11 protein-coding genes are annotated in these 24,956 nt (G+C 60.6%); 6 read left to right on the top strand and 5 right to left on the bottom strand.

The features are described 5' to 3' along the window. Positions 1-63: 63 nt before the first annotated feature. From RD1_RS17170 to RD1_RS17150, 4 genes are all read right to left on the bottom strand, one after another. Entirely contained in the window at positions 64-978 is a 915-nt protein-coding gene (locus RD1_RS17170; RefSeq protein WP_044033239.1) for a carbohydrate ABC transporter permease, read from the bottom strand. Beyond that, positions 975-2,078: a carbohydrate ABC transporter permease gene (locus RD1_RS17165; protein ID WP_044033238.1), complete on the bottom strand. Its 1,104-nt coding sequence runs from the start codon at positions 2,076-2,078 to the stop codon at positions 975-977. The genes RD1_RS17170 and RD1_RS17165 overlap by 4 nt, the downstream gene beginning before the upstream one ends. Before the next feature lie 388 nt (positions 2,079-2,466). Then, positions 2,467-2,946: a YHS domain-containing (seleno)protein gene (locus tag RD1_RS17155; protein ID WP_011569822.1), complete on the bottom strand. Its 480-nt coding sequence runs from the start codon at positions 2,944-2,946 to the stop codon at positions 2,467-2,469. A gap of 411 nt (positions 2,947-3,357) precedes the next feature. After that, entirely contained in the window at positions 3,358-4,989 is a 1,632-nt protein-coding gene (locus RD1_RS17150) for an extracellular solute-binding protein (protein WP_011569821.1), read from the bottom strand. 217 nt (positions 4,990-5,206) lie between these two features. On the opposite strand from RD1_RS17150, the gene RD1_RS17145 reads away from it, so the two are divergent. The 6 genes from RD1_RS17145 (at position 5,207) to RD1_RS17120 (ending at position 22,522) form a co-directional block, all read left to right on the top strand. Further along, positions 5,207-6,244 carry an ABC transporter ATP-binding protein gene (locus RD1_RS17145; RefSeq protein WP_011569820.1) on the top strand — a complete coding sequence of 346 codons (1,038 nt, stop codon included), beginning with the start codon at positions 5,207-5,209 and terminating at the stop codon, positions 6,242-6,244. An 85-nt stretch (positions 6,245-6,329) separates the two neighbouring features. Then, positions 6,330-6,776 (top strand): RbsD/FucU family protein, encoded by a 447-nt coding sequence (locus RD1_RS17140; RefSeq protein ID WP_011569819.1) that lies wholly within the window; start codon positions 6,330-6,332, stop codon positions 6,774-6,776. Beyond that, the gene (gene rbsK, locus RD1_RS17135) at positions 6,777-7,679 is read left to right on the top strand and encodes a ribokinase (RefSeq protein WP_011569818.1); all 903 of its coding nucleotides are present in this window, start codon (positions 6,777-6,779) and stop codon (positions 7,677-7,679) included. Between the two features lie 378 nt (positions 7,680-8,057). Then, positions 8,058-15,431 (top strand): DUF6603 domain-containing protein, encoded by a 7,374-nt coding sequence (locus RD1_RS17130; RefSeq protein ID WP_011569817.1) that lies wholly within the window; start codon positions 8,058-8,060, stop codon positions 15,429-15,431. 3 nt (positions 15,432-15,434) lie between these two features. After that, positions 15,435-19,421, top strand: coding sequence for a hypothetical protein (locus RD1_RS17125; RefSeq protein WP_011569816.1), 3,987 nt, complete (start codon positions 15,435-15,437; stop codon positions 19,419-19,421). 5 nt (positions 19,422-19,426) lie between these two features. Beyond that, positions 19,427-22,522, top strand: a complete 3,096-nt coding sequence (locus RD1_RS17120) for a hypothetical protein (RefSeq protein WP_011569815.1) — start codon at positions 19,427-19,429, stop codon at positions 22,520-22,522. A gap of 136 nt (positions 22,523-22,658) precedes the next feature. Here the strand turns inward: RD1_RS17120 and RD1_RS17115 are convergent, their stop codons facing one another. Then, the gene (locus RD1_RS17115; protein ID WP_011569814.1) at positions 22,659-24,941 is read right to left on the bottom strand and encodes a mechanosensitive ion channel family protein; all 2,283 of its coding nucleotides are present in this window, start codon (positions 24,939-24,941) and stop codon (positions 22,659-22,661) included. Positions 24,942-24,956: the final 15 nt, after the last annotated feature.

The following is a 24,956-nucleotide window of genomic DNA, read 5'->3' as shown; positions in this document are numbered from 1 at the left end:
GGACAAAGGCTGGCGGTAGGAAGCCCGCGCGTCAGAGGGCTGACGACGGAGATTGCCGCGCGTCTATTTCACCGCGCCCGCCGCCATGCCCTTGATGATGTATCTTTCAAGGAAGATCGCGACGATGATCAACGGGAAGATCGCCGCCGTCGACAGGGCGGCCATGGACCACCAGTTGATGCCTTGCGATCCGGTCTGAGAGGCCACCATCACCGGCAGCGTTGTTGAGTTCGTGGCCGTTAGAAGGGCGGCAAAGAAATACTCGTTCCAGCACAGCACGAGGCTGAGGATAAAGGCCGCGACCATGCCGGGCAGGGCGATGGGCAGGACGATCTGCATGAACGCGCCCCAGATGCCAAGCCCGTCGACCAATGCGGCCTCTTCGAGTTCCACCGGGATGCCCTGAAACTGGTCGCGCATGATCCAGATGACAATCGGCAGCACCATCAGCGTATACAGCAGGATCAGACCGATGCGGCTGTCCAACAGGTCCAGCGAGCGGTAGAGCACCAGAAACGGCAGCGCCAGCACCACCGGGGGCAGGATCATCTGGCTGAGGAAAAAGAACGAGATGTCGGAATTGCGCATGAATCCAAAGCGGTAGTTGAACCGCGACAGCCCATAGGCCGCAAGCGAGCCAAGCACGACCGCAAGGGTGGAGGCGGAAACGGCGACGATGGCACTGTTCCAGAAGCGTTTGAAGAACTCTTCGCGCACGGTGGAAACCTCACCGATCAGACGCGGTGACAGGCCGAGGCTTTCCCAGCCGCGCCATTTGGGCTGGAAGTCGACCCATGGGATCATATTGCCCTTCATCACGTCGGGCGCGAGTTTGAACGACGTCGTGATCGTCCAGAAAATCGGGAACAGACAGACAAAGGCCCATGTGATCAGGGCAGCGTAAATTGCAATCCGACTGGCCCACCATTTCGTCGGCATGCGCTGGTCGCCCTCGTGATCCTTGAATACTGCGGTCATGCGGGGCGCTCCATCCAGCGGCTCACGAGTTTCAGCAGGAGCGTGACAAAAATGACGATCAGCACCAGATAGATCATCGCCAGCAAGGTCCCGTAGCCCACGTTGGAGCGGTCCCGGTATTCGCGGAATATGAAACTGGTCACGCTGTCCGTGGCCCCACCCGGCCCGCCGGAGGTCACGTTGATGATGATATCAGCCAGTTTCAGTTTGAAGATAATGCGGATCACGATCGCGGTCACCGATACGGGCAGCATCAGCGGGAAAATCACTTCGCGAAAGCTTTGCCAGCCGGATGCGCCATCGACTTTCGAGGCCTCGATGATCTCGCGCGGGAGCGCCTGCAAACCGGCCAGCAGCATGATCATCATGAAGGGAATAAACGTCCATGCGTCCATGGCCATGATCATGAAACGGGCGATTTCCGGCGTGCCGAAGAAGCTCGGTTCAATGCCCATTTCGCGCAACACGCGCGAGATCGGGCCGAAACGGACCTCCAGCATGGACTTGCCGATCATCCACGACACCGCCACAGGGCTAAGCATCAGCGGCAGCAAAAACACCACGCGAAAGAACTTGCGCGCCCTGATCTGCGCATTCAGCAGCAGGGCCAGACCGAAGGCGATGACATATTCCACACTGACCGCCAGCACGTAATACACCATGTTTTTCAATGCGTTCCAGTAAAACGTATCGTTCCACATCTCGCGCATATTGTCCCAGCCGTTTGGCTGCGGCCCATTGGGTGACGCGAGGTTCCAGTCAGTAAATGATATATAAAGCGCAAAGAGCAGCGGAAAGACCACAAGGCTGATCACAAAGAGAGCCGCAGGCAGCACAAAAAGTGTGCGTTTGCCCTTTTCACCGTTCACGATGACCTGTGCTGCACAAAGTGCCGTGGCCCAGAGCATATAGGCGTAAAGCACCGGTCGCCACGTATCAAAACCTGTCGTCACGCGGCCTGTCTCAAAGGCCATCTGCCATGCGGCCAACACAAACACCAAAGCCGCCGACCCCCACACAAGCGCCTTACCCAGCAGCCTGCGCTGATCCGAGATTGCATCCGCCGTAACCGTATGTAGAAGATCACCTTCGTTCGTCATAACGGGACGTTAGCGAGGATGGTGCAGAGTGTTAAGGCGAAAAAATCTCTGCGCGTGATTTTATGAAAACCCGATTCTGGCCCGTGGCCGGGGACTTTTCGTCAAGATGCTGGAAAGTGCGGGTCTGGGGGTGGTGCAGTAAACGCGCGGTGGCTTTTGTGCTGTTGCGTCCGTGTGAAGCAAAACAGTGGATCAGACCTGAGATCGAGAAATCAGACAATTCTTCTGACGCTTGAGCGTCTGTGCCGCCGGATGCAAGCGTTGCTTTGATCAGGGAGGTCCGCACTGCATCCTAACCACCTTATATGACCGAGAGCGTGAAAGGGCGCGCAGAGGTGCGCGCCCTTTCGATGTCCTGACAAGATCCCGTCTTGTCAGCCCCTGGTTATCACAGCGAGGATGCGGGCTTGCTTTCGATTTCTGTCCAGTTCTTGTCCGCCGTATCGATGGTGCCTGCTTCGTCCTTGAGGAACAGGTTGTGCGCTCCATCGGAGGAATTCAGGTAGAGTTGACCGTCAACCACCTTGAACAACTCAGGTTTAGTGGCGATTTTCTTGCCTTTGCTGGCCCCGACCGTGCACCAGCCGCCATAGGCAGGGGCAAATTTCGCCGGATCAGCCTGGAAAGCCGCCATGTTCTCGGCAGAAGAGAATTTCCAGACGACATCCATGTGCTCGTATTTGAAGTTCGCATCACCTTTTACCGGCTTTCCGGCCGTGTGATAGGCGACGGCATCATACCCATTGATGGCGATGTTCTTGTTTGTGTCGGAGATAAAGAATTCGTCAGCCGCGTGGGCACTGCCGACGGAAACGAGGGCGGCCAATGTGGCAATGGCAAAACCCCGGCGAATATTCTTGAGTGTCATGTGAAGTCCTTTTACTGAAGTGATCCGTTTGCGTGCCACAAGCCTATGTGGTGGTCGCGCGAATGACTAATGAACTCGGTTGACGTTTCATTCACAGTTTCGCCAAAAGTCTGTGATATCCGCGCGCACTGTTGACGCGCGGCGCAAGAGCAATTCATGCCTGCTTGCCACGGCGCTTGCTGTGCACGGGGCATGCAACCGGCGTGCGCGATAAGGTGTTGACCCCATGGCGCGCAAGGAACGGTTTGGTTTCGATGGGTGGCGCAGTCGCTGCGCAAGAGACGTTTTGCGCTTAGGTGCTGCAGCCCGGGTTGTACCCGGACCCGCCGCTGCAAGTCATGCGTGGTGTTTACGCTGCCTGATCAGGGCAGAAGGCGCGGAAACAAACCGCGCCTTCCCTTTTCAACCGGACTATGAAAGGCCCAGAGATGCCTTGTAAAGCGCGATCTGGCTTTCGCGACCGATCTGGTCGGTGATCTTCTCCCAGGCTGCCGCGATGGCGTCTGCCGTTTCCTGTGCTGAGGCGTATTGACCGGCGTAGCCCTTGGCCAATTCGTCTTCGGCGACGGAATAGTATTGGAAAATACCGGGAATGCGCGGTTCCACAGCGGCGTTCGGATGGTTGTAGCTGTCCGCGTTTGAACCGAGGTAGTCTTCGACAAAGGCGCGGTCATAGCCTGCCTCTTCCCACTCTTCATACTGGAAGTGCGAGTTGCGATAGGGCTGGAACCCGGTTGGATAAGCAGATGCCCAGAGCGAGATGTCTTTGCCGCCCAGATGTGCGGCCACCGACCACGCCGCCTTTTTCTTCTTCTCGTCGCCCTCTACGGTGGCCATCACATAGATGCCCCAGCCGATATAGGCGTTGTTCGGGGCGACGTTGGGCATTTCATCCCATTGCCCTGCGGCGGTGTTCCAGACCTTTTCGCTGCCCGGGTTGATGCTGAAGCCCACTACATCACCGACAACGGAAGTGTCGGACGTGCGTGCGGATGCACCAACATCGCCCCACCAGCTGATCATGCCGCCGGTGCCTGCAAGGAACTGCTGGAAGGCCGTTGTGCCGGGGTCTGCGTTGATCTGATCGGTGGGGTAAGCACCCGCTTCGATCAGATCCATCACGTCCTGGATCGCCTGCACGAAGGCCGGATTGTTCACGCGGGGTTTCATCGTGTCGGGATCAAACAGCCATGCCGGATCATCAGGGTGTTTGGCATAGGGAGCCGCGCGGTTTTCGAGGAAATAGAACCCGAAACCGCCCCAGCCCTTGAGCGGGTCCAGATAGCCATGCGCGGGCAGACCGGTCAGCGGATCTTCCTTGCCGATGAGGTCTTTGGTGATCTGATTGACCTCTGGCCATGTCGTTGGCACATCACGACCGGTGATGGAATCCGCGCCGAAATAGTCCTTGCGATAGGCGAATGTATGTGTGTCGCCATCAATCGAGACGCGATATGTCTTGCCATCCCATGTGCCGACCGGCGCTTTGAGGTAATCCACATAGTCGTCCATGTCGATCTGCTCTTTGACCCAGTCCGGCATCTCCGAGGCGAGGCCCTTGCCCAACACGTCGCCTTCAAACGGGGCACCCATTTCGATGATGTCGAAATCCACCGTCCCTGTCGCAATCGACTGTTGCAGGCGGGCGTTGTAATCGGCCTGTGCGAGGTCGATCCAGTTGATCTTGGCCCCGGTGTAATCCTCCCACGCGCGCAGGAAACCACGGAAGATGAAGTTGTGCTGGTTCTGGTTGTTCAGTCCCATGAAGGTCAGCTCAACCCCTTCGAATTCCCCTTCGGCCACATTCGCCTTGGTGCCTTCCATGCACATCGCGCCGACCTTCTGATAGTCGCTGTCCGTCGGCGTTCCCATGCCCACGCCGGGGATTTTCAGGATATCGGCACGCACATTGCCGTGCCCGTCCGCCATTGCGGCCCCTTTTGGCATCATGGCCATGGCGCCAACGGCGGCGGTGCCCTTGAGCATCTGGCGGCGATTCAGTTTTTGCGCCGCGCGGATGTAGTTGTAAAGTTCGACCTTCATTTGTGTCCTCCCTGGAAGTAAGTCAGATCTGCTGGAACGGGCAGGCGGCAGATAAGCCAGCCATCAGGTTTATCTGATTGACCGATACCGTAAGCTCCCCCATCAACGCGCGAGTATGGTCGAGAAATACGTTTAGTCAACAAAAGCTGTGTGACCCCGTGGACAGTGAATTTTTCATTGTTTAGCATCGCGTTAATTCAGGGGGAGTGGAAACGGCATGGCTGACGTCAGGATCGCGGATATTCGCAAATCATACGGGTCTGTTGAGGTCATTCGTGACCTGAATGTCGATATTGCGGATGGTGAGTTTGTAGCACTGGTTGGTCCGTCAGGTTGCGGGAAATCGACGCTTTTGCGCATGATCGCGGGGCTTGAGCCAATCAACGGCGGGACGATTTCCATCGGGGACCGTGTGGTGAATAACCTGCCCCCCGCGCAGCGCGACATTGCCATGGTGTTCCAGACCTATGCGCTTTATCCGCATAAATCCGTGGCCGAGAACATGGGCTTTGCGCTCAAGGTCGCCAAGACCGACCGCGCCGAGATTGACCGCCGCGTCAAAGAGGCGGCAGAGATCCTCAGCCTCACCGATTATCTGGACCGCAAGCCAAGGCATCTGTCCGGTGGGCAACGTCAGAGAGTGGCGATGGGGCGCGCCATCGTGCGCGATCCGCAGGTGTTCCTGTTCGATGAACCCTTGTCGAACCTTGACGCCAAATTGCGCATCCAGATGCGTACGGAAATCAAGGAACTGCACCAACGGCTCAAGACAACCACTGTGTTTGTCACCCATGATCAGATCGAGGCGATGACCCTTTCCGACCGTATCGTTGTCATGCAGGGCGGGGTGATCGAACAGCTCGGCACCCCGCTTGAACTTTATGACAACCCGGCCAATGAATTCGTGGCAACTTTTATCGGTGCGCCGTCGATGAACCTGCTGTCTGCCGAACTTGTGGGCGGGCAGATTCGCATCGGGGATCATTCGTTCGCGGGGCCGTCGGGGTCTGGCAAGGTCAACCTTGGGGTGCGGCCCGAACATCTGATCCTGTCGGATGACGGTCTGCCCATGGAGGTCAAAGTGGTCGAGCCGACCGGGTCGGAAACCATGGTGTTCTTGCGCTACGCAGGTCAGGACGTCACAGCGGTGTTTCGTGAACGCCACGCCTTTGCGCCGGGCAGCACCATTCACCTGATGCCAGATCCGGACCGGCTGCATTGTTTCGATGCGCAAACCGGCCAACGGATGGTGTGATCAGGTCGTGCTGTGCGCAGTCAGGCAGGCATCGCTGTGGCGGCGCCAACCGGAGTAAAGCGATGAACAGGAAAGGACGTGATCCATGTTGAAAGGAATTGACCCCATCTTGAATGCGGAGGTGCTCTTTGCCCTGCGCGCAATGGGTCATGGCGATGATCTGATCATTGCGGATACCAATTTTCCCTCTGACAGTGTCGCGCGGGATACTGTGCTGGGTGAAATCCTGCGCATTGACAGACCCGCTGCCGAGGTGGTGCGCGCGGTGCTGTCCGTCTATCCGATTGATACATTCGTCGATGATGCCGCCGCCCGAATGGAGGTTGTGGATGAGCCAGACACGATCCTGCCCGTCATGCAGGAGGTTCAGCAAGAGGTCTCTGCCGCTGGCGGGCTGACAATGATGAGCATCGAACGGTTTGCGTTTTACGACCGATCCAAAAAAGCCTATGCGGTGATCCAGACCGGTGAGCGGCGGTTTTACGGCTGCTTTGCCTTTCGCAAGGGCGTTGTGCCACCGGATGCGTCATAGATGGGCCGGGTCGTTATTCTGGGCGTATTCGTGGCTGATACGGCCTATCGGGCGGACCGTATGCCAAGGATGGGCGAGACGATCATGGGCAAATCCTTTGCCCTTGGTCCAGGCGGCAAAGGGTCCAATCAGGCCGTGGCATCTGCGCGGCTGGGGGCTGAAACACATCTGATTTCGCGGCTCGGGCAAGATGACTTCGGCCGGTTGGCGCTTGAGACCTGGCGCACAGCTGGTGTCACCCCGCATGCGGTCCAGATGGCAGACAGCTACACCGGTGCCGCACATATCTTTATCGAAGAGAGCACGGGCGACAATGCGATCATTATCGCGCCCGGTGCTGCGGCCTTTATCAGTCCGCAGGACGTGCAGGCACAGGCGGCGCTGATCAAGGGCGCGGATGTCTTCGTCACCCAGCTTGAACAACCGATGGACGCCGCCGTCAAAGCGCTTGAAATCGCGCGACAGGCCAGCGTCACGACAGTCCTGAACCCCGCACCCGCCGCCCCTTTGCCGCCCGGCATGTTGGCGCTGTGCGACTACGTCACACCCAATGAAACTGAAACCGAGGCCCTGACCGGCGTTGCCGTTACCGATGCAGGCAGCGCACAGAAAGCTTGTGAGGCCCTGTCAGAGATGGGGGTCGGCCGTCCCATCATCACCATGGGCGAACAGGGTGCCTATCTTGCAGGCCACGGTCTGGTCCCGGCCGTGAATGCCGGCCCGGTCGTGGAAACAACCGGTGCGGGGGACGCCTTCAACGGCGCCTTCGCGGCGGCCCTCAGCGAAGGCATGCCCGTCGAACGTGCGGTGCAGTATGGATGCGCCACTGCGGGCATATCCGTGACACGGCCCGGCACCGCACCTGCGATGCCAAGCCGCGCAGAGGTCGAGGCGCTGCTTTAGGCTGCGGATACACTCGGGCAGCGCCACTCTGGAGGTTGAAGGGGCGATGATCTGCGCCTCTGATCGGTGGCGTGTGATGCGGCATGACTGCAGGCTGATGTACGCGAGGCAAAGCGTGCCCCAAACAGACCAGTCTTTCGTTAAGTACACGTTTTAAAACCACTAATCATCATATTTTCTCCGCGTTGCAGTCGCGTTTCGCAATCGTATCAGACCCGTTTCCCCAAGCGCTTGATGCGCCACGCAGGGCACCAGAGGCATGTTCCCACGCAGCCTGGTTTGACTCAAGGCACTAGTTATGGTTGTATTAACTTTTAGATTACTGCCATTTTACAGCGCTGTTTTACAATTCGCACGATTTGCAAGGGTGTTTGACTGATGCCTTTTGATCTATCCTTGGTTGATCTTTTTCGCCCCTATATTCTGCGCGGCGAAGCAACCCCTTGGCACGCTGTTCTCTCCGTCATTTACGTTGAAAGCTACGAGACCGCGACCGGCCCCGGTGGCATGGTCATCCGTGGCATCGGGCGTTTTTCGGGGGATGTGGACCTGCCCACTTTTGATCCCAGCACAGGCACGCTCAGCGGGGCGGCGGCAAATTCGGAAGGACATCCCAGAAACCAGCCCGACCGCTCAGAACCGTGGCTGGACGTAACCGACACAAAGGTCGAGTTCAGCATGACCGTCCCGCGTGTGTCGGGCGCCATTATCGCCGACGGTGTTGCGGGGGTTGCCGGTGGGGATGCTGCGTTTCAAGCGGTGCGCGATGTGCTGGACGCGCTTGACGCGCCCCCGATTGATCCGCCGCCGTCGGATTATCCAAACACCGGGTTCACGCTGGATCTGGTCCTGTCGGGCATAGAAATGCGCCCGCCGTTCCTGGAGCCTGCCGAGATGCGCGCGGATGGCTTGCTGGTGCCACATCCGTCGCGCCGCGACGTCGTGTTTCATCTGCCCAAGGTCAAGCTGCGGCTGACCCAAGGGACCGATACGAACGCGCAGGTGCAGGTCTGCCTTTTGTCGCTGGGGGCCTCTGGCCTTGATGATCCGGGCGCGCTTTCGGCAGCCGAGCTTGTCACCATGGAGCCGCATCACGCCTTTATCGGGTCAGGCCGCGTGGTGGGGTTTGGCTTTCGCTCTGCCTATCTGGACCTGTCGGATGGCTACACACCGCCCGAAGTCCTGTCGCAATTCGGTTTTGATGAAGCCTGGACCGGGCTTTACCTCCCGGAAATACGGATTTTCTTTGCCCCTAACGGGGCGGAGGATTTCGCCGTCAACGCAGGTGTTGAAAACCTGTTGATCGGATTGGGTGGCTCCAACGGGGTCACGGGCGATTTTGATGTTGCTGTCATCAATCAGGGCGGCGGCGATCTGGTGATCGGTGCGAATTTCTTTGCCAGTGACGGGCGCGGGATCGGTATCACGCGCACCAGCCCGGGCAATGCAACTGCGGCCCTGCCGGAAACCACGCGGCTGGCGGTGGATGTGCGCGGGGGGCGCGCGCCTTACAGCGTCACCGTGGATCAGGGCAGTGGGGCGCAGGCGGGCATCGTGCATGACGTGACAGCGCCCGCAACCGGCACCCGAACGATCACGATTACAGCGAGTGATGCAAGCGCGCAGCCCAAACAAGCAACCCTGACCGTTTCGGTGGGACGGCGCGCGCCGCCCGCGATCGCGCCGCCGCCGGGCGCTCCGCTCGCCGCCATTCTGGAAACCACATCCATCACGCGCGGCGCGCAGTCGCTGGATGCACCGCCGCTGGCCTTGCTCAGCGACAACCGCGAGACGGGCGGCGTCAGGGTCAGTCTGGCGGGGTTCAGCGTGCCACCCGCAACCGAGTGGCGCATTGACGGCGGCCCGCCCACGGTCGGCGTGACGGTGGATATCGAAGTGACGGGCGGTCAGTCCCGCGCGATCGAGGCGCGCACGCCGGACGATGCGGTGACATCGCTCGTCGGGTTTTTCCGTTTTGATACGCCACCCAAGGTGGATTACACCGATTATGCGCGCGTGCCGGGGCATATCCGTGACAAGGAAGCACTGACCGCGAGCAAAACATCAGATTGGCAACCGGGGGCGCGGGCCTTTGATGTCGCCTACGCGGATATTCTGTCGCGCATCAATCCCAAGGATGTCACCATCACCGGCACGGCCAGTTGGGACGGGGACGATTCCAAGGCGCAGTATAACTGGAAGCTGAGCCAACGGCGTGCAGAAGGGATGCGCGCCTTGATCGAGGATCGTTTTCCACCCAGTTTCACCGGCGCCAACGCACCCTCGGGCGAGACCTTCACCGCCAGTTGGCGCGACAGCGTCTGGAAAACCCAAGGTCCGACCAATAGATCGCAATACTGGAAAGCGACTATCAGCGGCTTTTCGGTCAACCTGCCGGGTGAGGTCATCACCGGCACCGTGCGCAGGCCGGCAGCGCCCGAGCCATTGCCGCCCCCCGTGGTGCCCGATACACCGCCCAATGATCCCGCCACCCCGGATTGGTTCCATTCGGCGCGTCTGAAAGTGCGCATAATCCGCAACCAGTTCGTCGCACTTGAGCTTTCGGGCAAGATTGATTTCCAGACCGGTCTGGAAAGCACGCTGCAAAACGGCGGGGCGACCGAACTGCCGGATGATATTCGCGGGATTGGAAATAATCCGGCGGACGGTATTACCGATTTCCTGTTTCTCTACCAGACCGACCCGGCAAGCCAGACCGATGAGGTCAAGCTTTATATCGGCGCGGACCCGGCGGATAAAGACGGGCTTTTGATGACCGGGCAACTGCCGGGGCAAACCCTGAAGCCCAAGAACTTCGGGCGCGATCTGCTGGGCATGACCACGATTTTCACGCCCTTGCTGGCGGAGAGCACGCCAGCGCAGGGCTCGGATGGCAGCATCGCACCTCTTGTGGCGTCGGCTGCCGCGGTGGGTGTTGCAACGGGGCTGGCACAGGCGGGGTTTTTCAACATCGAACGGGTGATCCTGTTCGGCGGGGAAGGCGCGTTCCGGCGGCAGGGGGATCGCTGGCTGATGAGTTTCCTGTTCGATGTGGAGACGGCCGTATCCGTCAATATCGCGTTTGGCGATGGCGACCCGCTGCTGGAAATCCCGCGCGATACACCGCTCGCCGTGCGCTACAAAGCCATTGGGCTGAGCTTTGGTGTGCCGCCCGGCGGGGGCGGTCAGTTCGACCTGAGACCCGTTTTCGACAGTTCCAAAGGCTATTCCATTGATGTGTCCGGCCCCGGCGCCATCCGCGTGGCTGACCCTCTGGGGCAGATTTTACAGGTGCTGGGCGCGCGGATTGCACGGACAAACCCGCTGAATTTTGAAATTGACCTCGGCTTTGCCATTGATCTGGGCGTGGTGTCGGTGGATCGCGCGCGGGTGCGCATGCCGATTGATCCGCTGGGACCGCCGGAACTGACCGCCTTTGGCGCGGGGTTGAAAGTGCCGGGTGTGCTGGAGGGATCGGGCTATCTGGAGTTCAACAACGGGGATGCCGGCACCGAGATCAAGGGCGGCATTGATGTCCGCCTGATCCCCGTCAAGATGCGGATTGCGGCGCAAATCGCGATTGCGCAGATCCCGGAATCTGCGGGCGGCCCGGCAACAGGTGTGGCCATCGCGCTTGAGGTCGAACTGCCTGTCGCCATCCCGCTGGCGCAATCGGGCTTTGGCATTTACGGTTTTGTCGGTCTTTTTGCGATGCATTACGCGCGTGACGAAGACGGGATCACCTCGCTCACCCCGGCGCTGGAATGGCTGAAAAACCGCGCCAATGGGGATCCTACGAATTTACGGGCCTGGAAAACCAACCTCGACAGTTGGGCCTTTGGGGTGGGGATCACGCTGGGCACGATGGGCAGTCCGATCATCTTTAACGTCAAGGGCATGTTCCTGCTGGAATTGCCCGGGCCGCGTGTCCTGCTGGTGGTCAAGGCCAATCTGCTGGCGGTGCTGCCAGCGCTCAAGGACAAGACCGCCGAAGGCACGTTCCTCTGTGTCATTGATCTGGATTTCGGGCGCGGGACGCTGACCATCGGCATTTCCATTGACTTCACCATCGACCCGCTGGTGGAAATCAAAATCCCGATTGAGGCGTTCTTCAACCTCAGGGATGGCAAATTCTGGCACGTGTATCTCGGCAGTTTTGCGGGCAAGGACTTGCAGGACAACCCGTTGCCGGGTCCGATCCGTGCGTCCATCCTCGGGGCCTTTGACGGCTCCGGTTATGTGATGTTCTCCGGGCATGGTATCCCCAGCTATCAGCCGCCGGGCAACAATCTGCCCGCGCTCAGCCAGGTCAATGGCTTTGGGATCGCCGCCGGGCTTGAGGTGTCGATCATCTGGGGGAACACCTCGATCAACCTCTACCTCAAGGTGACGGCGGGCTTTAACGCGATCATCGGGTTCCAGCCATTTTACGTGGGCGGGCTACTCTATATCCGGGGCGAGTTGAAGCTGTTCATCATCAGCCTGTCGGCCTCTGCGGCTCTGTCTGCGCAGGTCGGGGAGCGGGCGGATGGCACGCAGGTCAGCCGCATTGATGGTGAGGTTTGCGGTGAGCTGGACCTCTTCTTCTTTTCCATCAAGGGCTGCGTCGATTTCCACATCGGCGAAGACTCCAAGATACTGCCCCCGCCCCCCGATCTTTATGCGGGGGCCGTCTTGGTCAGCCGCACGCCCGCACTTGCCGAAGGCACCGGGGTGGATCGTGGCATCGACAGCAAAATCGGAGACATGCCGCGCGGCACCAGCGCCCCTGCGGATGCGGACATCCCCGTCGTGCCGATTGATGCGATCCCGGTGATCAGCCTTGCGATGCCCGCATTGGACGGGGGCATCACTCCGCTGGGTGAAACGCCGGGTGGCAACACCGGCGCCCCCGCGGGTGGTTTTATCGCGCGGGGTGATTTCGCCTACCGCTTTACAATGACCGAGGTCACGCTGGAACGGGTCGGGGAGACCGATGCGGTCATGGCCGGAAATACGCCGTCAACATGGTGGACGCTTGAACCGCCCGATGGTGAAAACCTGACCACGCATCTGTCCTTGCTGAACTGGGTGCCGAACCCGGCACCCAAAGCGCTGGAACGCACGGAAATTCTTGAGGAAACGATCCGCGAAAGATGGGGCAAGGTATGTGAGCCCGCAGCCCCTGCGGCTCCGGTTCTGTGGACCTTTTCGGACGAACGTCTCGGCCCCTCGGCCACAGGTTGGGATCTTAAAGGCACCGCATGGCCCGATCCTGTTGATGCCAAGCGCTCGCGTGATCCGGACGTTGAACTGCATGTGCATGAAACATGGCGTTCGGGTGATTTCGCGCTCGATCAGATGCGCGGCATCGTCCCCGCGGTCGTCGAAGGGGGCTTGGTTGATTGCGCGCCCGAGGACCGCGACGGAAACCTAAATCGCGGCGGCTTTGAAACTGGCCGCCTGACGACAGGCATCAGGGGCGGTGATCTGACGGGTGCGATTGTCACCTCAGGGCGCGATCTGACGGGCACGCTCAACAAGATAGATGAAACCGGCATCTCCGCGTTGAAGATGCGGACGCTGACGCGGAACATGTCCTTGGGGGCAGGTACGTTGAACAAGAGTCTTGGTGACAAGATGACGGCCAAGGCAACGTTGAACACCAAGCTGAAACGCACGGCGGAGCGCGAAAAGGTCAACCGCGCGATCGCCGGATCTTTTGGTACGATCAGCCCGGTCGATGAGCTTTCGGCGGAGCATCTGGAGCTTGGCGAAGCCATCCGCCGGGTCACGCGTGGCGTTGAAATCCAGCGCAGCGCCCTGCTGGGCGTGCTGGCTGGGGCGAGTGCTGCGGGCCCGCATGGCACAACGGTGCCGGGGGGTGGACAGGTCGATGAACCCAAGTGTCCGGGCCGCGTGCTGGCCTCGCCGCTTTGGGACACGGGCGCGCCGGTCGTTTTCGGAGATCGCAGCCGTTCGGACGAGATCGCAGATCAGCTTGCGGCCCTTGGCCTCAAACACGGCCCCCTGTCCGACGTGATCGAAGTGGACAGCGGCGCCATCCTGTCGGGTCATGTGCTGATGTGGGTCAATCGTGGTCTTCTGAATGATGATCAGCAAGGCACCGGGCGGGGTCTGATGATCCACTTCCTTGATGCGGATGGGGATATTCTGGGGATGCGCCCGGTGCGGGTGTCGGATTTGCTGACTGTCACCAGCCTGCCTGCGAACTGGATGGATATGAATGGTCCGTGGTTTGAGGATCTCTATCACACGGTGCTTTATGGACAGATGCGCCTCAGCCCGCGCCAGCCCGTTTGTGTGGAGCTTTCGCCGCCCGAGGGCACGGAACGCTTCAGGATCGGTGTGCTTTATCTTGACGAAAAACAGGCGCAGCGTTTTGAGCAAGAGGGACGGCCCTATTATGTGGGCGCGATTGAACTGACCCGCCTCAGCGAAGCACGACGCGAGGCCTACGACAACACGGAGATCGAAAAAGACCGTCAGGTGATCGAAGACCTGGTCAGCGGCGCGAGCGCGGATGTTGCATTGCTGTTCCCGGACGCGCTTTACCGTGTCACATGTCGCGCCGATGTGCGCATCCTTGATGAAGAAGGCGATGAGAGCGACGGTGCGGATCAGGAAGCAACCTTCTGGTTCAAAACAGACCGCGCGGCCCCGAAGCGCCTTGATCCGTGGATCCTGTGCACCTTGCCAACGGAGGGGGAGGCACATGTCTTCGGCCTTGATGCGCCGCGCTTTGTCTTTGCGACGAATTCGGTCGATCAGCTCTTTGCAGCCTATGGCAAGGAGTTGCGCGTCAGGCTCAAGGCCGCGTCGTTCCGGCAGGTCGATGAACCGGGCGCGCCGCATCCCGTTCCTATTGATGCAGGCACGCTGGAATACGTCAAAGCCCATGTGCTTTCCCCGTTTGAAGCGGTGGTCGAAGACGTGCTTGGCGAGAGCGGTCCTTGTGTGCCCATTGACGAAAACCGGGTGCGTCATTCGATGCTGACCCTGCCGATCCCGCTTGATCCCTATACCGACTATGTCATTGATATCGAGGCGGTCGACATCGGCGCGGATGCCGAAACGGTCGGTGATCGGGTCTACCGGTTGAACTTCTCCACCGGTCAGTTCGGCCAGATGGAAGACTTTGCCAGTGATTTTCAGGCCACCCTTTACGAGCATCGCTTTGTGCAAAGCGGCGCGTTGCAGGCGATCGGGAATGATCCGCGTTTTGCCGGGCGCAGGCTGGACAGCATCCTCGCCGGTCAGGAACTTCTGAGCACCATGGGGCCGGAACTGGATGAGGAACTGATCGGTGCGGGTCTCGAACCGATGGACGTGCCCGGTGCGGCCCGTGTCATCGTCTTTTGGGAGCAGGCGAACCCGGCCGCCGATCCGCAGCCAGCCGCCTTGCTGCTGGATGCCAGCGAGCCGATGCACCGGATGCGTCCGATCCCGCAGGAAGTCACCGAAGAGGACCCCGACGGCATTGCGGCCACCCGCTGGCGTCTTGAACCTGCGCCGTGGTTATCCATCGCCGAAAATGCGGCATCGGATGACATCGTGGACAAGATATTGTTTGCGCCGGGGGCACAGCGCGCGCTTGTCACGCTCAAGGCCGGGTCGCGTGGCAAGAGCCTGCGCATGGATATGATCCGCAAGGCCTTTGACGAACCCTATCTTGATGAAGGGTTTTCGGGGAACGTCGAGATCGAGATCATTGCAACGGACCTGGCCCGCGCGCCCTGGGAAGAAGAGTAGGGGATGGCGGTGAAACGGACATTTTTCCCATATTGGTTCCGCGGTCAGGGCGCGATGATCACGGCAAGCTCTGTTTTGCGACCCTTTGCTGATGAGAATGATGTTGTGACGGCGCCATTTGGTCCCACAGGGGATACCGCCGCCGGGGCGGACGCCTTGCGCGGAACGGCCCGGCGCGAAACGCAGGGCATCGACCTCAATGATTTTGGCAATCACGTCTTTTCGGTCTTTCTGCGCTGGCAGCTCAACCCATCTGTTGGCCTGCCTTCCGAGCCGTTCAAGGTTTGGCGGCGGATCGCCTTTCCGCTGTTGTCCAAACCGGTTGCGGCAATGGCGCAAAAACTGGACTTGCCGCCGCTGGGCACGGTGCATCAGTTCTTTGAGCCGATGATGTCGGTCAACGTCACGATCAAGAGCAACGGCCCCCCCCTGACGGTCAACATCGCGCCGCTCGCAAATGGTGTCGGCTTTGAAAACATTCTCGGCTTTGAGAGCCTGAACATCCCCGCAAATGGCCAGCGGCGCTATCAGTTCTACGCCCCGCATATCACCGCGCTGCTGATCAGCGGTGCGGACGGTCAGGAGGTCAGCATCATCGGCGAACCTGTATCCCATGCCAATGAGATCGAAGGGTGGGAGTTGATCGAAACCGTCGGCCTGCCGGTGGACCCGGACAAATTCGCTGACCTTGGCGGACAGGCACATGGCAAGGAACAGGGTCTTGTGGGCGCCGAGTTGTCCGCCATGGAGGCTGCGAAACAGCGGTTTTCGCGCGGCCTGAACCCGTTCGGGTGGTATCCGACCTTTCCAAGCGGGGCCAAAGGGCCGGTTTGGGAAATGCCGGATCCGGCGGGCATGATTGATGATGCGCAAAAGACGCTGTTGCAGATGCTGCACAAGGCATTGCAGGCCCCGCCCAACCAACAGGTGAATGTGCTTGAGACGCATGTGATAAACCCACCGGAAAACCTGAGCGGTGAGGCCATGCCCGCGGAAAAGGGCGAGGCGAATGTATCGCCGATAAAGCTGTTGCAGATGGCCGTGGGCACCGATCCGATGCAATCGGTGCTGATGGGGTTCGGCACCGGGTTTCCCTATGTCAATCTTGACCCGATTGTGTTTGGTGACCGCAGCTTCCTTGGCTCCTCCGACATGGCTGATTACGACTACATGATCACGGGTCTGTGGGCGAATGACCTGAACGGCAAGGGAGAACCGCGCGAATTGGCTGCGATTATCCCGCGACCCCGCCGGGTGATGCGCCCTCTGACGGCGGCTGATATGCGTGTGCATTTCCTGTCGCACCAGCGGCCCGCCGTCCCGGATGGACCCTGGATTGCGACCAGCCGCGCCAGTTGGGAGCGCCTGCCGCTTGATAACCTGAATCCCGTTTCAAGTTTTGCCTTCAGTCGCGCAGAGAGCGGCACGACGGACCCCGCAACGCCGCTGATGGAGCGGCGACCTTCGGGCAAGGGGCACATGCCAATCGGAAACAATGAAAACCGCAAAGACCCGGAATACCCGCGCCAATCCGCGTCCGATACCGGGTTTTTGATCCCCAATGCCGCCGGTGCGGTCAGCGCGGAATATGGGATCGCGACCCAAAATCTCTTTGGGATCTGGAGCCCATGGGCCACGCGCGCATTTTCCAGCACACAGCCGCCGCCTGACCCGGTCAACATCGTATCCGCTGAACTCAGGCCGATTGATACCGGCAGCGGCACGGTATGCCCGGCGGATCTTGTTGTAGAATTCGTCGTCGACTGGCGCGTGCGATCGGTCGCGCGCATTGACTTTCGCGGTCGTCTTTTCGCAGCCCCCACACGGCATAGCGAACCGCCGGGCGGTTTGCCCGGGGCCGGTCTGCAAAAATCCATCGGCGGGGCGGTTCAGAATGTGCATATCACCTTTTCGGGTGATACTGGGGCCCTGGTTGATCCAGGCGTGCCCGGGTTGGACGGTGTTGCGAGCGTGGTGAACCTTGATGCGCAAGGCAGTGTCGAAGTGGCGACGCCGGGTTTTGCCACGCAGGGTCACGCGCGGCGCTACCGGGTGACCATCCCTGCCTTTTCGCTGGACTACGCTGCAACACCGCATGTGGGGCTGGCGCTTCAGGCGCGTCTGCGCGAGGCAGTCGCACCGGGGCGGGCAGGGGGCTATGGCCCCCGCAGCAAGCTGACCTATGCGTCGGATCCGCGCGCGCGGCCCACGCAAGTCATTGATATCGTGCGTCTTGCCAGCCTGCCGGATGCCAAGGGCGAATGCCACGCCATTGTCGAATGGCAAAGCGTGCCGGGGGCGGAGGGCTACATCCTCTATCAAAGCACAGAAACCAGAATGCTGGCGAGCCGGAACCTGCCAGAGGCTTTGTCCGGTGTCTCTCTGAGCGACCGGCTCGCCACGCTGAAGGGGGCATTTGCAAACAAGCCGGACCGCAGGGATTTCAACCGGGTCAACAAGAAACTGCTGACGGGCACCAATCTGGATGTGGCTTTGCCGCGCGGCTCGCAGGCGATTCACCTGTTTGTCGTCCTCCCCGTCAGCAGCGGCGGCATTGAAGGCCCCTGGCCCAGCGGGCCTGATGCGGACAAGGCGCTGATCCCCTTCGTGGCCCCGCGCATCGCAACGCCCGCGCCCCCCACCATTGAAGCCCTGCCAGTGGAAGGACCGGGCGGGTTTGCTGCGCGCATCCGTGTTGAAACCCGCCCCGCGTCCGGGGCGCGACCGGGCCGTATTGATCTTTATCGCACGCGTGTCGCGGACGCGGCGCGCCGCCTGGATAGTATGGGGCCGCCGCTGGCGTCGCTGACAGGCAGCACTCCCGACTGGGTGGCCGGGTCCGACACAAATGGATCGGAAACATGGATCACGGATGTGACCGGCACGGATGCGCCGGCCGGGTCGTGGAAACCGCAGTGGTATCGCGCCATCGCCTGGGGGTTGGATGATCCGCAACGCGGCGTGCGCAAGGGCCGCGGCCGACCATCGCCCGCCGTGTCGGTTGTGATCCCGCCTGCTGGCCCACCGCCGATGACGCCACCGGTGCTGATCTGGCCCGGCGGCGGGAACCTTGGCGATATATTGGTTTCATTTACCTCCACCGCGCCGGTTGATGCCACCGAACTGGGATCTCATACGATTTCGGTTGATGTGCGCTTTGAGGGGCAGGAACAGCCGCATTTCTTAACCGTCCCGGCGGAACCTGCTGACGACCCGCGCACTCCGGGCCAGAAACTGCCGGGCGCGACGCCATTGGAACTGGTTTCGGAAACCCCTGAAACAACGCAGACCGGGTTCTGGCGTGAACCGGATGGTCAGGCGCGCAACTATCGCCTCTTTATTCGCCGCCCCGCCGCAATGCCCGGTGGCAGCATCACGCTGAGACTCACGGACCCGCTTGGCCGGGTGACCGAGCATATGGCCCGGTTTGCGCAGGGCTCCATAATTCCGCCCCCGAGCCTGAGCGATGTCGACAGCTTCAGCATTGCGGGCCGTGGGACGGTATATTCGGTCACGACAAATGCGCCCATCACCGGGCCGCTGGAATACAGGGTTCGGATCACAATCAGACCACTGTCGCAAAAGGGCGGTGTTTTCGGGCCGGACCGGCTGCGCGCCTTGCGGGGCCGGACAGAGGAGATTGGCCGGTTTGGCCGCCGCTCCGGCAGCGAGCGGGACATCTCCGAAGGCCGGATCATACGGCGGTTTGAACCGCGCCCCGGTCCGATCATTGATCTGGGCTCCAACAGGCCCAAGTCGCAGTTCATCACGGACGGCAAGAACCTTGTCTATGAAGCAGCCCTTGATGACGTGCCTGTGGGCGGTGTTCCGGCAAGCACAGCCAAGAAATCGCCCCTTTTTTCCGCCAGCCGTCAGAGCATCGGGGGACGCACGGGCATCACCGTATTCGCGCGTGCTGACCTGCGGGCGATCACCTTTGAGATCATCATGCCGGATGGGCGGCGCGTCTCAAGTTCAGATCGGGAGTGAGCTTAATGACACAGCTTAACGTCTTTACGCTGACACCGCAGGCCGCTGCACAGGCCCTGCAGGATAATGGGCTGGATGCTCTGGGCCTGACCATGGCGCGCCTGTCCAATGTCTGGGGCAGCGCCAACCCGGCCTTTGATGCAAACACGCTGCGATTGACGCCATCGGGCAACGCGCTGGCCCCATTTCGCGGCACGCTTGAGTATCTGGATCAGGGGCATGAATTTCGTGATGTCACGGGGGCGGGGATTGCCGGGCCGGTTGCGGCATTTCGTTTGCATCCTCAAGCCGTTGAGCGCCTCAGCCGCCTGATGGCACGCTATGCCGTGGCCCCTGCGCCGCACCACCGCCCCGTGCCGGAGACGCTGGTCTTTACAGGCGCGGTACCGACGCCGGACCGGTCGCCGCAAACCTATGAGCCGGGTGAGAGTCTTGGTCGCACGGAACCCATGAGTTTTCACGACGCACGCGGCTTGATCATTGACCCGATTTCGATCGCAGCATTGTTTGATGATCTGATCACGACTTTTCCGGCCCTCGATTTCTCAAATGGCGCGGGCACGGGCGGGCCGGGCGGCGTTGGGACGATTGCGACCGGGTTGGGCGCGGGCACGGGCGTTCTGGTGCAGGTGGTGGATTTGCACGGATCACCCTTTGTGGGGCATCTGGGTGACGTTGGCATCGAAAAACAGGCGGCAGATACCACGTCGACAGGTGTGCCTAATGCGTCGGGTCTGATGACTTTGGCCGCGGCTGAAACGGTTGCGGCCACGGGGGCGAATGCCGCAAGCCGCATGCGGTTGGGATGGGCAACCGGTGGCACCATGGGGGCAGGGCCCCTGACGCAGCCTGCGCTGCCGGGTGGCATATCGTTGCCGCGCCAATTCCTGCGCGCCTATGCGGTTGATCTGGATTGGCATCTGCGGGGCAACCGCACCACAAGCGCCGTTGCGGGCGTGCCGGGCGAGGATGGCGACATGCCCTCCGATCTGAAACCGCAGGTGCGCAGCGAAGTTGTGATTGACTATGTGGTCGATGGCCCCGACCTGATGGCACGTGCGGATGCTGTGCTGGCGCGGGTCGAGGGGGCCCCCGGCGACCCGCTCATGTTTGTCGTCGCACCGATCATCGAAGATGAGGTCCCAACGCCTGCTGCGCCCGGTGCCGCGGCCCGCTGGCCCGCGTTTCCCACCCCGGCGGGCGCTGGCATGTTCGGGCCGAACCCGGCGCCAATCGTGGGCGCCACGGCGACATGGAGCGCTGATGAAGACGTGATCGTGCAGATCCCGGCCGACGCGGTGCCCGATGGCAGCGCCGTCAGGCTCTATTCCCAGCAGTTCGTTTCCATTCCCGCTATCGGAGAGACACCATCTTTCAAGCGAGGCGATGGCGGGGCGGCAATCGCCGTGGCAACCCAGCCGACGCTCATCCGGGTGCATAATCCGCTTGGGTTAGGCGCAGGGGATCCCAAACCCGATCCGGCAACGCTGGTCTTTGATCTGGTGGTCACACCGCGTGGCCAGAACCGCCGCCTGTTTGCTGCGCGCACCTTGCTGATTGCGCCGGGGCCTGCCGCCTTGCCCCCCGATGTTTTCGCGCCCGCGCTCGACCGTATGGGTGGGCTGTCCGACAATCTGAAATCGGTAGCCCCGGTTCCGATTTTCGGCACGGATGACGGGCCGGATGACGGCGCCGCGGGCACGCCTGTGGATGCCGCGCGTGCGCTTGCGTCCGAAACGGTGCCGCGCACCGGGCCGAGGCTGCCGACCATGGGGCGTCTCGAAGGCATCGTCGTCAGTGGTATCGGTTCGGCCAACGTAAGCGCCGGGCTTGACTGGGACGGGGTGCTGAGTGCTGCACCCTGGTCGCGCGACACGATGTCAGCCAGCCATGCGCAGGGCAACCCGGGCAACCCGCCCGGACCCGATACCCACAGCAGCGCCGTTCGGGTCGAGGGGGCGCTTGGCTATGACCTCGCACGCCACGCAGTGCGCCGCGTGCAGCCGTTCATTCCCTTGCCCGGTGGACCTCCTGTCGGGCAGGCACCGGGCTGGCTGGCGATGTCGGGCGGGGATAACATGAACCCGCCGGTACGGGCAGGTGCGGCGCCAGCGGGCGCCACATCATCGGGCGTTTTGCTGCACTCCATCGCGGCGGTGGCTGAAACGCCAGAACTGTCGCTGTTGCCTGATGGCAACCCGCTCAACTCAGCCACCCCGCTTGATTTGCAAACGGTGATCAATGATGTGGCCGCTGCTTTGGGCCTGCCGGCCCCCACGGTGGATGTCACCAACGGCAACCGCTTGCTGAACGAGTTGCGCCGCGAATATGAGCTGTCGGTCCATGGCGCGCGCGATGCGCTGTGGTCTTTGGCACGCGCCTTTCACGAGGCGCAGGAGCTGGTCTATGTGGAAACCGCAGGCCTGGCCCGCACGGTCCATACCGGTGCTGGCAGTGGCGCGGTCACGGTCGACCTGATCCAGATACTGGCGGACCGTCTGGCTGTGCAACCACGGCTCAAGGTCATACTGTGCACGCCGCGCGAGACCGATTTTGTCGATCCGCCATTTGTGCGCGCCGCGATCCAATTGCGCAACGAAGCACTTCTGGCGTTACAAAGCGTGGCCGCCGATCGTGTCGTCGCCTTTCACCCGGGGGCCTTTCCGGGACGGGCGGCACGGTTGCAGGGTACGACTGTCGTTGTGGATGATGTCTATTCGCTGACCGGTGCCACGCATCTGCGCAGGCGCGGCGTCAGTTTTGATGGCAGCGCGGCGGTCGCCTCTGTCGATCACGCCATCGCGCAGGGCTATAGCGCCAAGGTCAGAAATCAGCGTATCCAGTCGATGGCGGCACGTCTTGGCATTTCGCCCAGAGACGCCAGCGGGCTGCCATCGTCCGATTTCATCCGCTTGCAGCGCCCGGCTGCGGCATTTTCATTGGTGCGGGACCTTGTCGAACAGGGCGGGCTTGGCCGGTTAGAACCAAACTGGGACGGGCCGACAGACGCTGCTGTGATTGCGCAGACAGCGGAGGTTGCAGACCCCGACGGCAGTGACGGCGCCAACCTGTCGCTGTTTCTCGCAGCCCTTTTGGCCTGAGGTAAAGTGGCGTTCAGGTATTCTAGAGCGTCATGCGAAATACACCGATCATATAACGCTGCCTGAAATCAGAGATTTCAACGCGTTATGTGATAGATGATGTGCCGGGTTCTTAGTCAGACGTGACAAGTGCTGGCTATTTCTTGGCCGCTGCGGCCTCGGCTGCTTCCTGCTCCACCTGTGCCTGAACCGCACCGCTTGCGGCGGCCTCGATGGTGGTGCGTTGCTCTTCGGTCATGCCGTCCTGATCATCTACACCGGGCAGTGCAACGCGCACTTCGCGACGGGCGAATTCGATGCCATTTGCCTCGAATTCCTTGCGTACACGGTTGTAGATTTCCTTGCGGATGGTGAATTGCGTGCCGGGTTTTGCCATGAACTTACCGCGCATGACAATGCCCACATCGTCAAACTGAAACACCCCTTGGCTTTTGAAAGGCTCAAGGAAATCGTTCTTGAAGAGCGGGTCTTCGAGCATCTCTGCGCCGATCTTCTTGAAGATCTTCTTGACCTTGTTGGGGTCGGTGTCAAAGGGCACGGTGAACATCAGTTTCATGATGACCCAGTCACGGCTGAAGTTCGTCACCTTTTCCACGCTGCCATAGGGGATCGTATGCACGTTGCCGCGATGGTGGCGCAATTGCATGGAACGGATCGAGATTTTCTCGACCGCCCCCATTGTCCCGCCCACGTCCACATATTCACCAACGCGGAAAGCATCATCAATCAGAAAGAAAACGCCCGACACGATATCGGTGACGAGTTTCTGCGCGCCAAAACCGATGGCCAGACCCAAAATCCCGGCCCCGGCCAGCAAGGGCGTGATATCAATACCCAACGTGCCGATGGCAAGCAGCCCAAAGATCACACCAATCGCAATCTGCGCGGTCATCAGAACCAGAGGTAAAACCGTTGCGAGGCGCGAGCCACCCGCGCCGCCGCCTTCACCGGCTTCCTGATCAGATGTCATGCTGGAGGACTGCTCGCGCGCAAGGCGTCGGTTGATCCACAGCGACATCAGTTCGAACACGATGTAGCCGATCGCACAGATCACCAGAAACTCAACCAGATTGCCGATGAACTGTTCACCTGCACTGTTTGCACCCACGTTGGACAGGTCAATTTCCCACGCACTTGCGATAATCAGCACGATCATCCCAAAGGCGAGCACGCGCCCGATGCGGATCAGGCTGCGTTTGTTGGACTTATACGCCTGCTCTGCCACGGGGCCTTCACCGATCATCGGCGGTTGGAGGTGGCGCACCAGACCGCGGATGATCGTGTCAATGATCGGAGCCATGAGCAGCCAGAACATCGTTGTGTAGTGCGGTGCCTTGAGCAGCAACGCGATGTTGCCAAAGCCTGCCACGATCGTCGAAACCACCCAGATAAAGGCGGATACAAAGATCGCAAACATGGGATAAAATTGCGCCACCTGAACGTCATATCTGGTTCTGTCGGGGTCATTGCCCAGCATCATTTCCACAAGACCTTCGCGGGCTGTCCAGGCAATGACAATAATGTAGATGTGCAGCGCCAGCGTGAGCCAGAACCCCAGACGCGTCTCGCCGATGGGCACGCCGAACTGGGCGTTGAACCCGATGATAAACATGGTGAATCCGCCCAGCAGACCCAACCCGATCAGGTTGCGATGCAGGTATTTCGCCCAATGGTCATTCACACTCACCAGACGATATTGCGGCTCGTAAGGCGCAAGTGCAAAGCGTGACAGCGCCGCAATCAGCCTCGGTATAAGGATCAAAAGACGAACGGCCGGTGCAAGGATGGCAATCTGCTGCGGGCTCAGGAACGACGCGCCGATGATGCGGATCACGATGTAGAAAACGGCGAGGCCCAGAATTTCGCGGCCAAAGCGCTTGGCCAGAAAAACCAGCGTGTCGCGCAGCGAACCTGTATCTTGCGCAAGCGTCTTTTTTGTGCGCCGTTCCAACGTTTTGGTGACCAAGAGTTCGGCCGCATAGCCCAGAGCAAGGATGCCGACCAAAAGCCCGAATAAAACCGCCAGTCCGCTTGCGCCGAAACTGCCTGCAAAGGTGGCGAAGGCTTCGATCTGGCGTGCAAAGAGGATCGGAATGCGCTGCACCGCTTCGACCACGGGGGTGTAGAACGCTTCCCATGTCCGCGTCAGTGTCACGGCAAGTGATTGAAACTCAACCGTTTCCTCGGTGGATTCCGTCGCGACCGCATCCAGCCGCTCCAACAACATGACGCGCACCTGATCATCGGACATGCGCGCAACCATTTCGCGAATGGCTTCAGACGACAGCGGTTCTGGCATCTGTGTCGCGGCAGCCTCACCATCTACTGTTTGTGCATGAAGTCCCGGTCCGGGGGCCGCAATTGCGATGAAAAGCAAAGAAATAAAGACAATTAAGGGCAGCGCGAAACGAGTGAGCATGCAATTCTTCCTGCG

It is taken from the genome of Roseobacter denitrificans OCh 114, from assembly GCF_000014045.1.
GTDB classification, from domain to species: Bacteria; Pseudomonadota; Alphaproteobacteria; order Rhodobacterales; family Rhodobacteraceae; genus Roseobacter; species Roseobacter denitrificans.
Note: the sequence above shows the minus strand (reverse complement) of the source record. Positions and strands in the feature narration are given on the sequence as shown.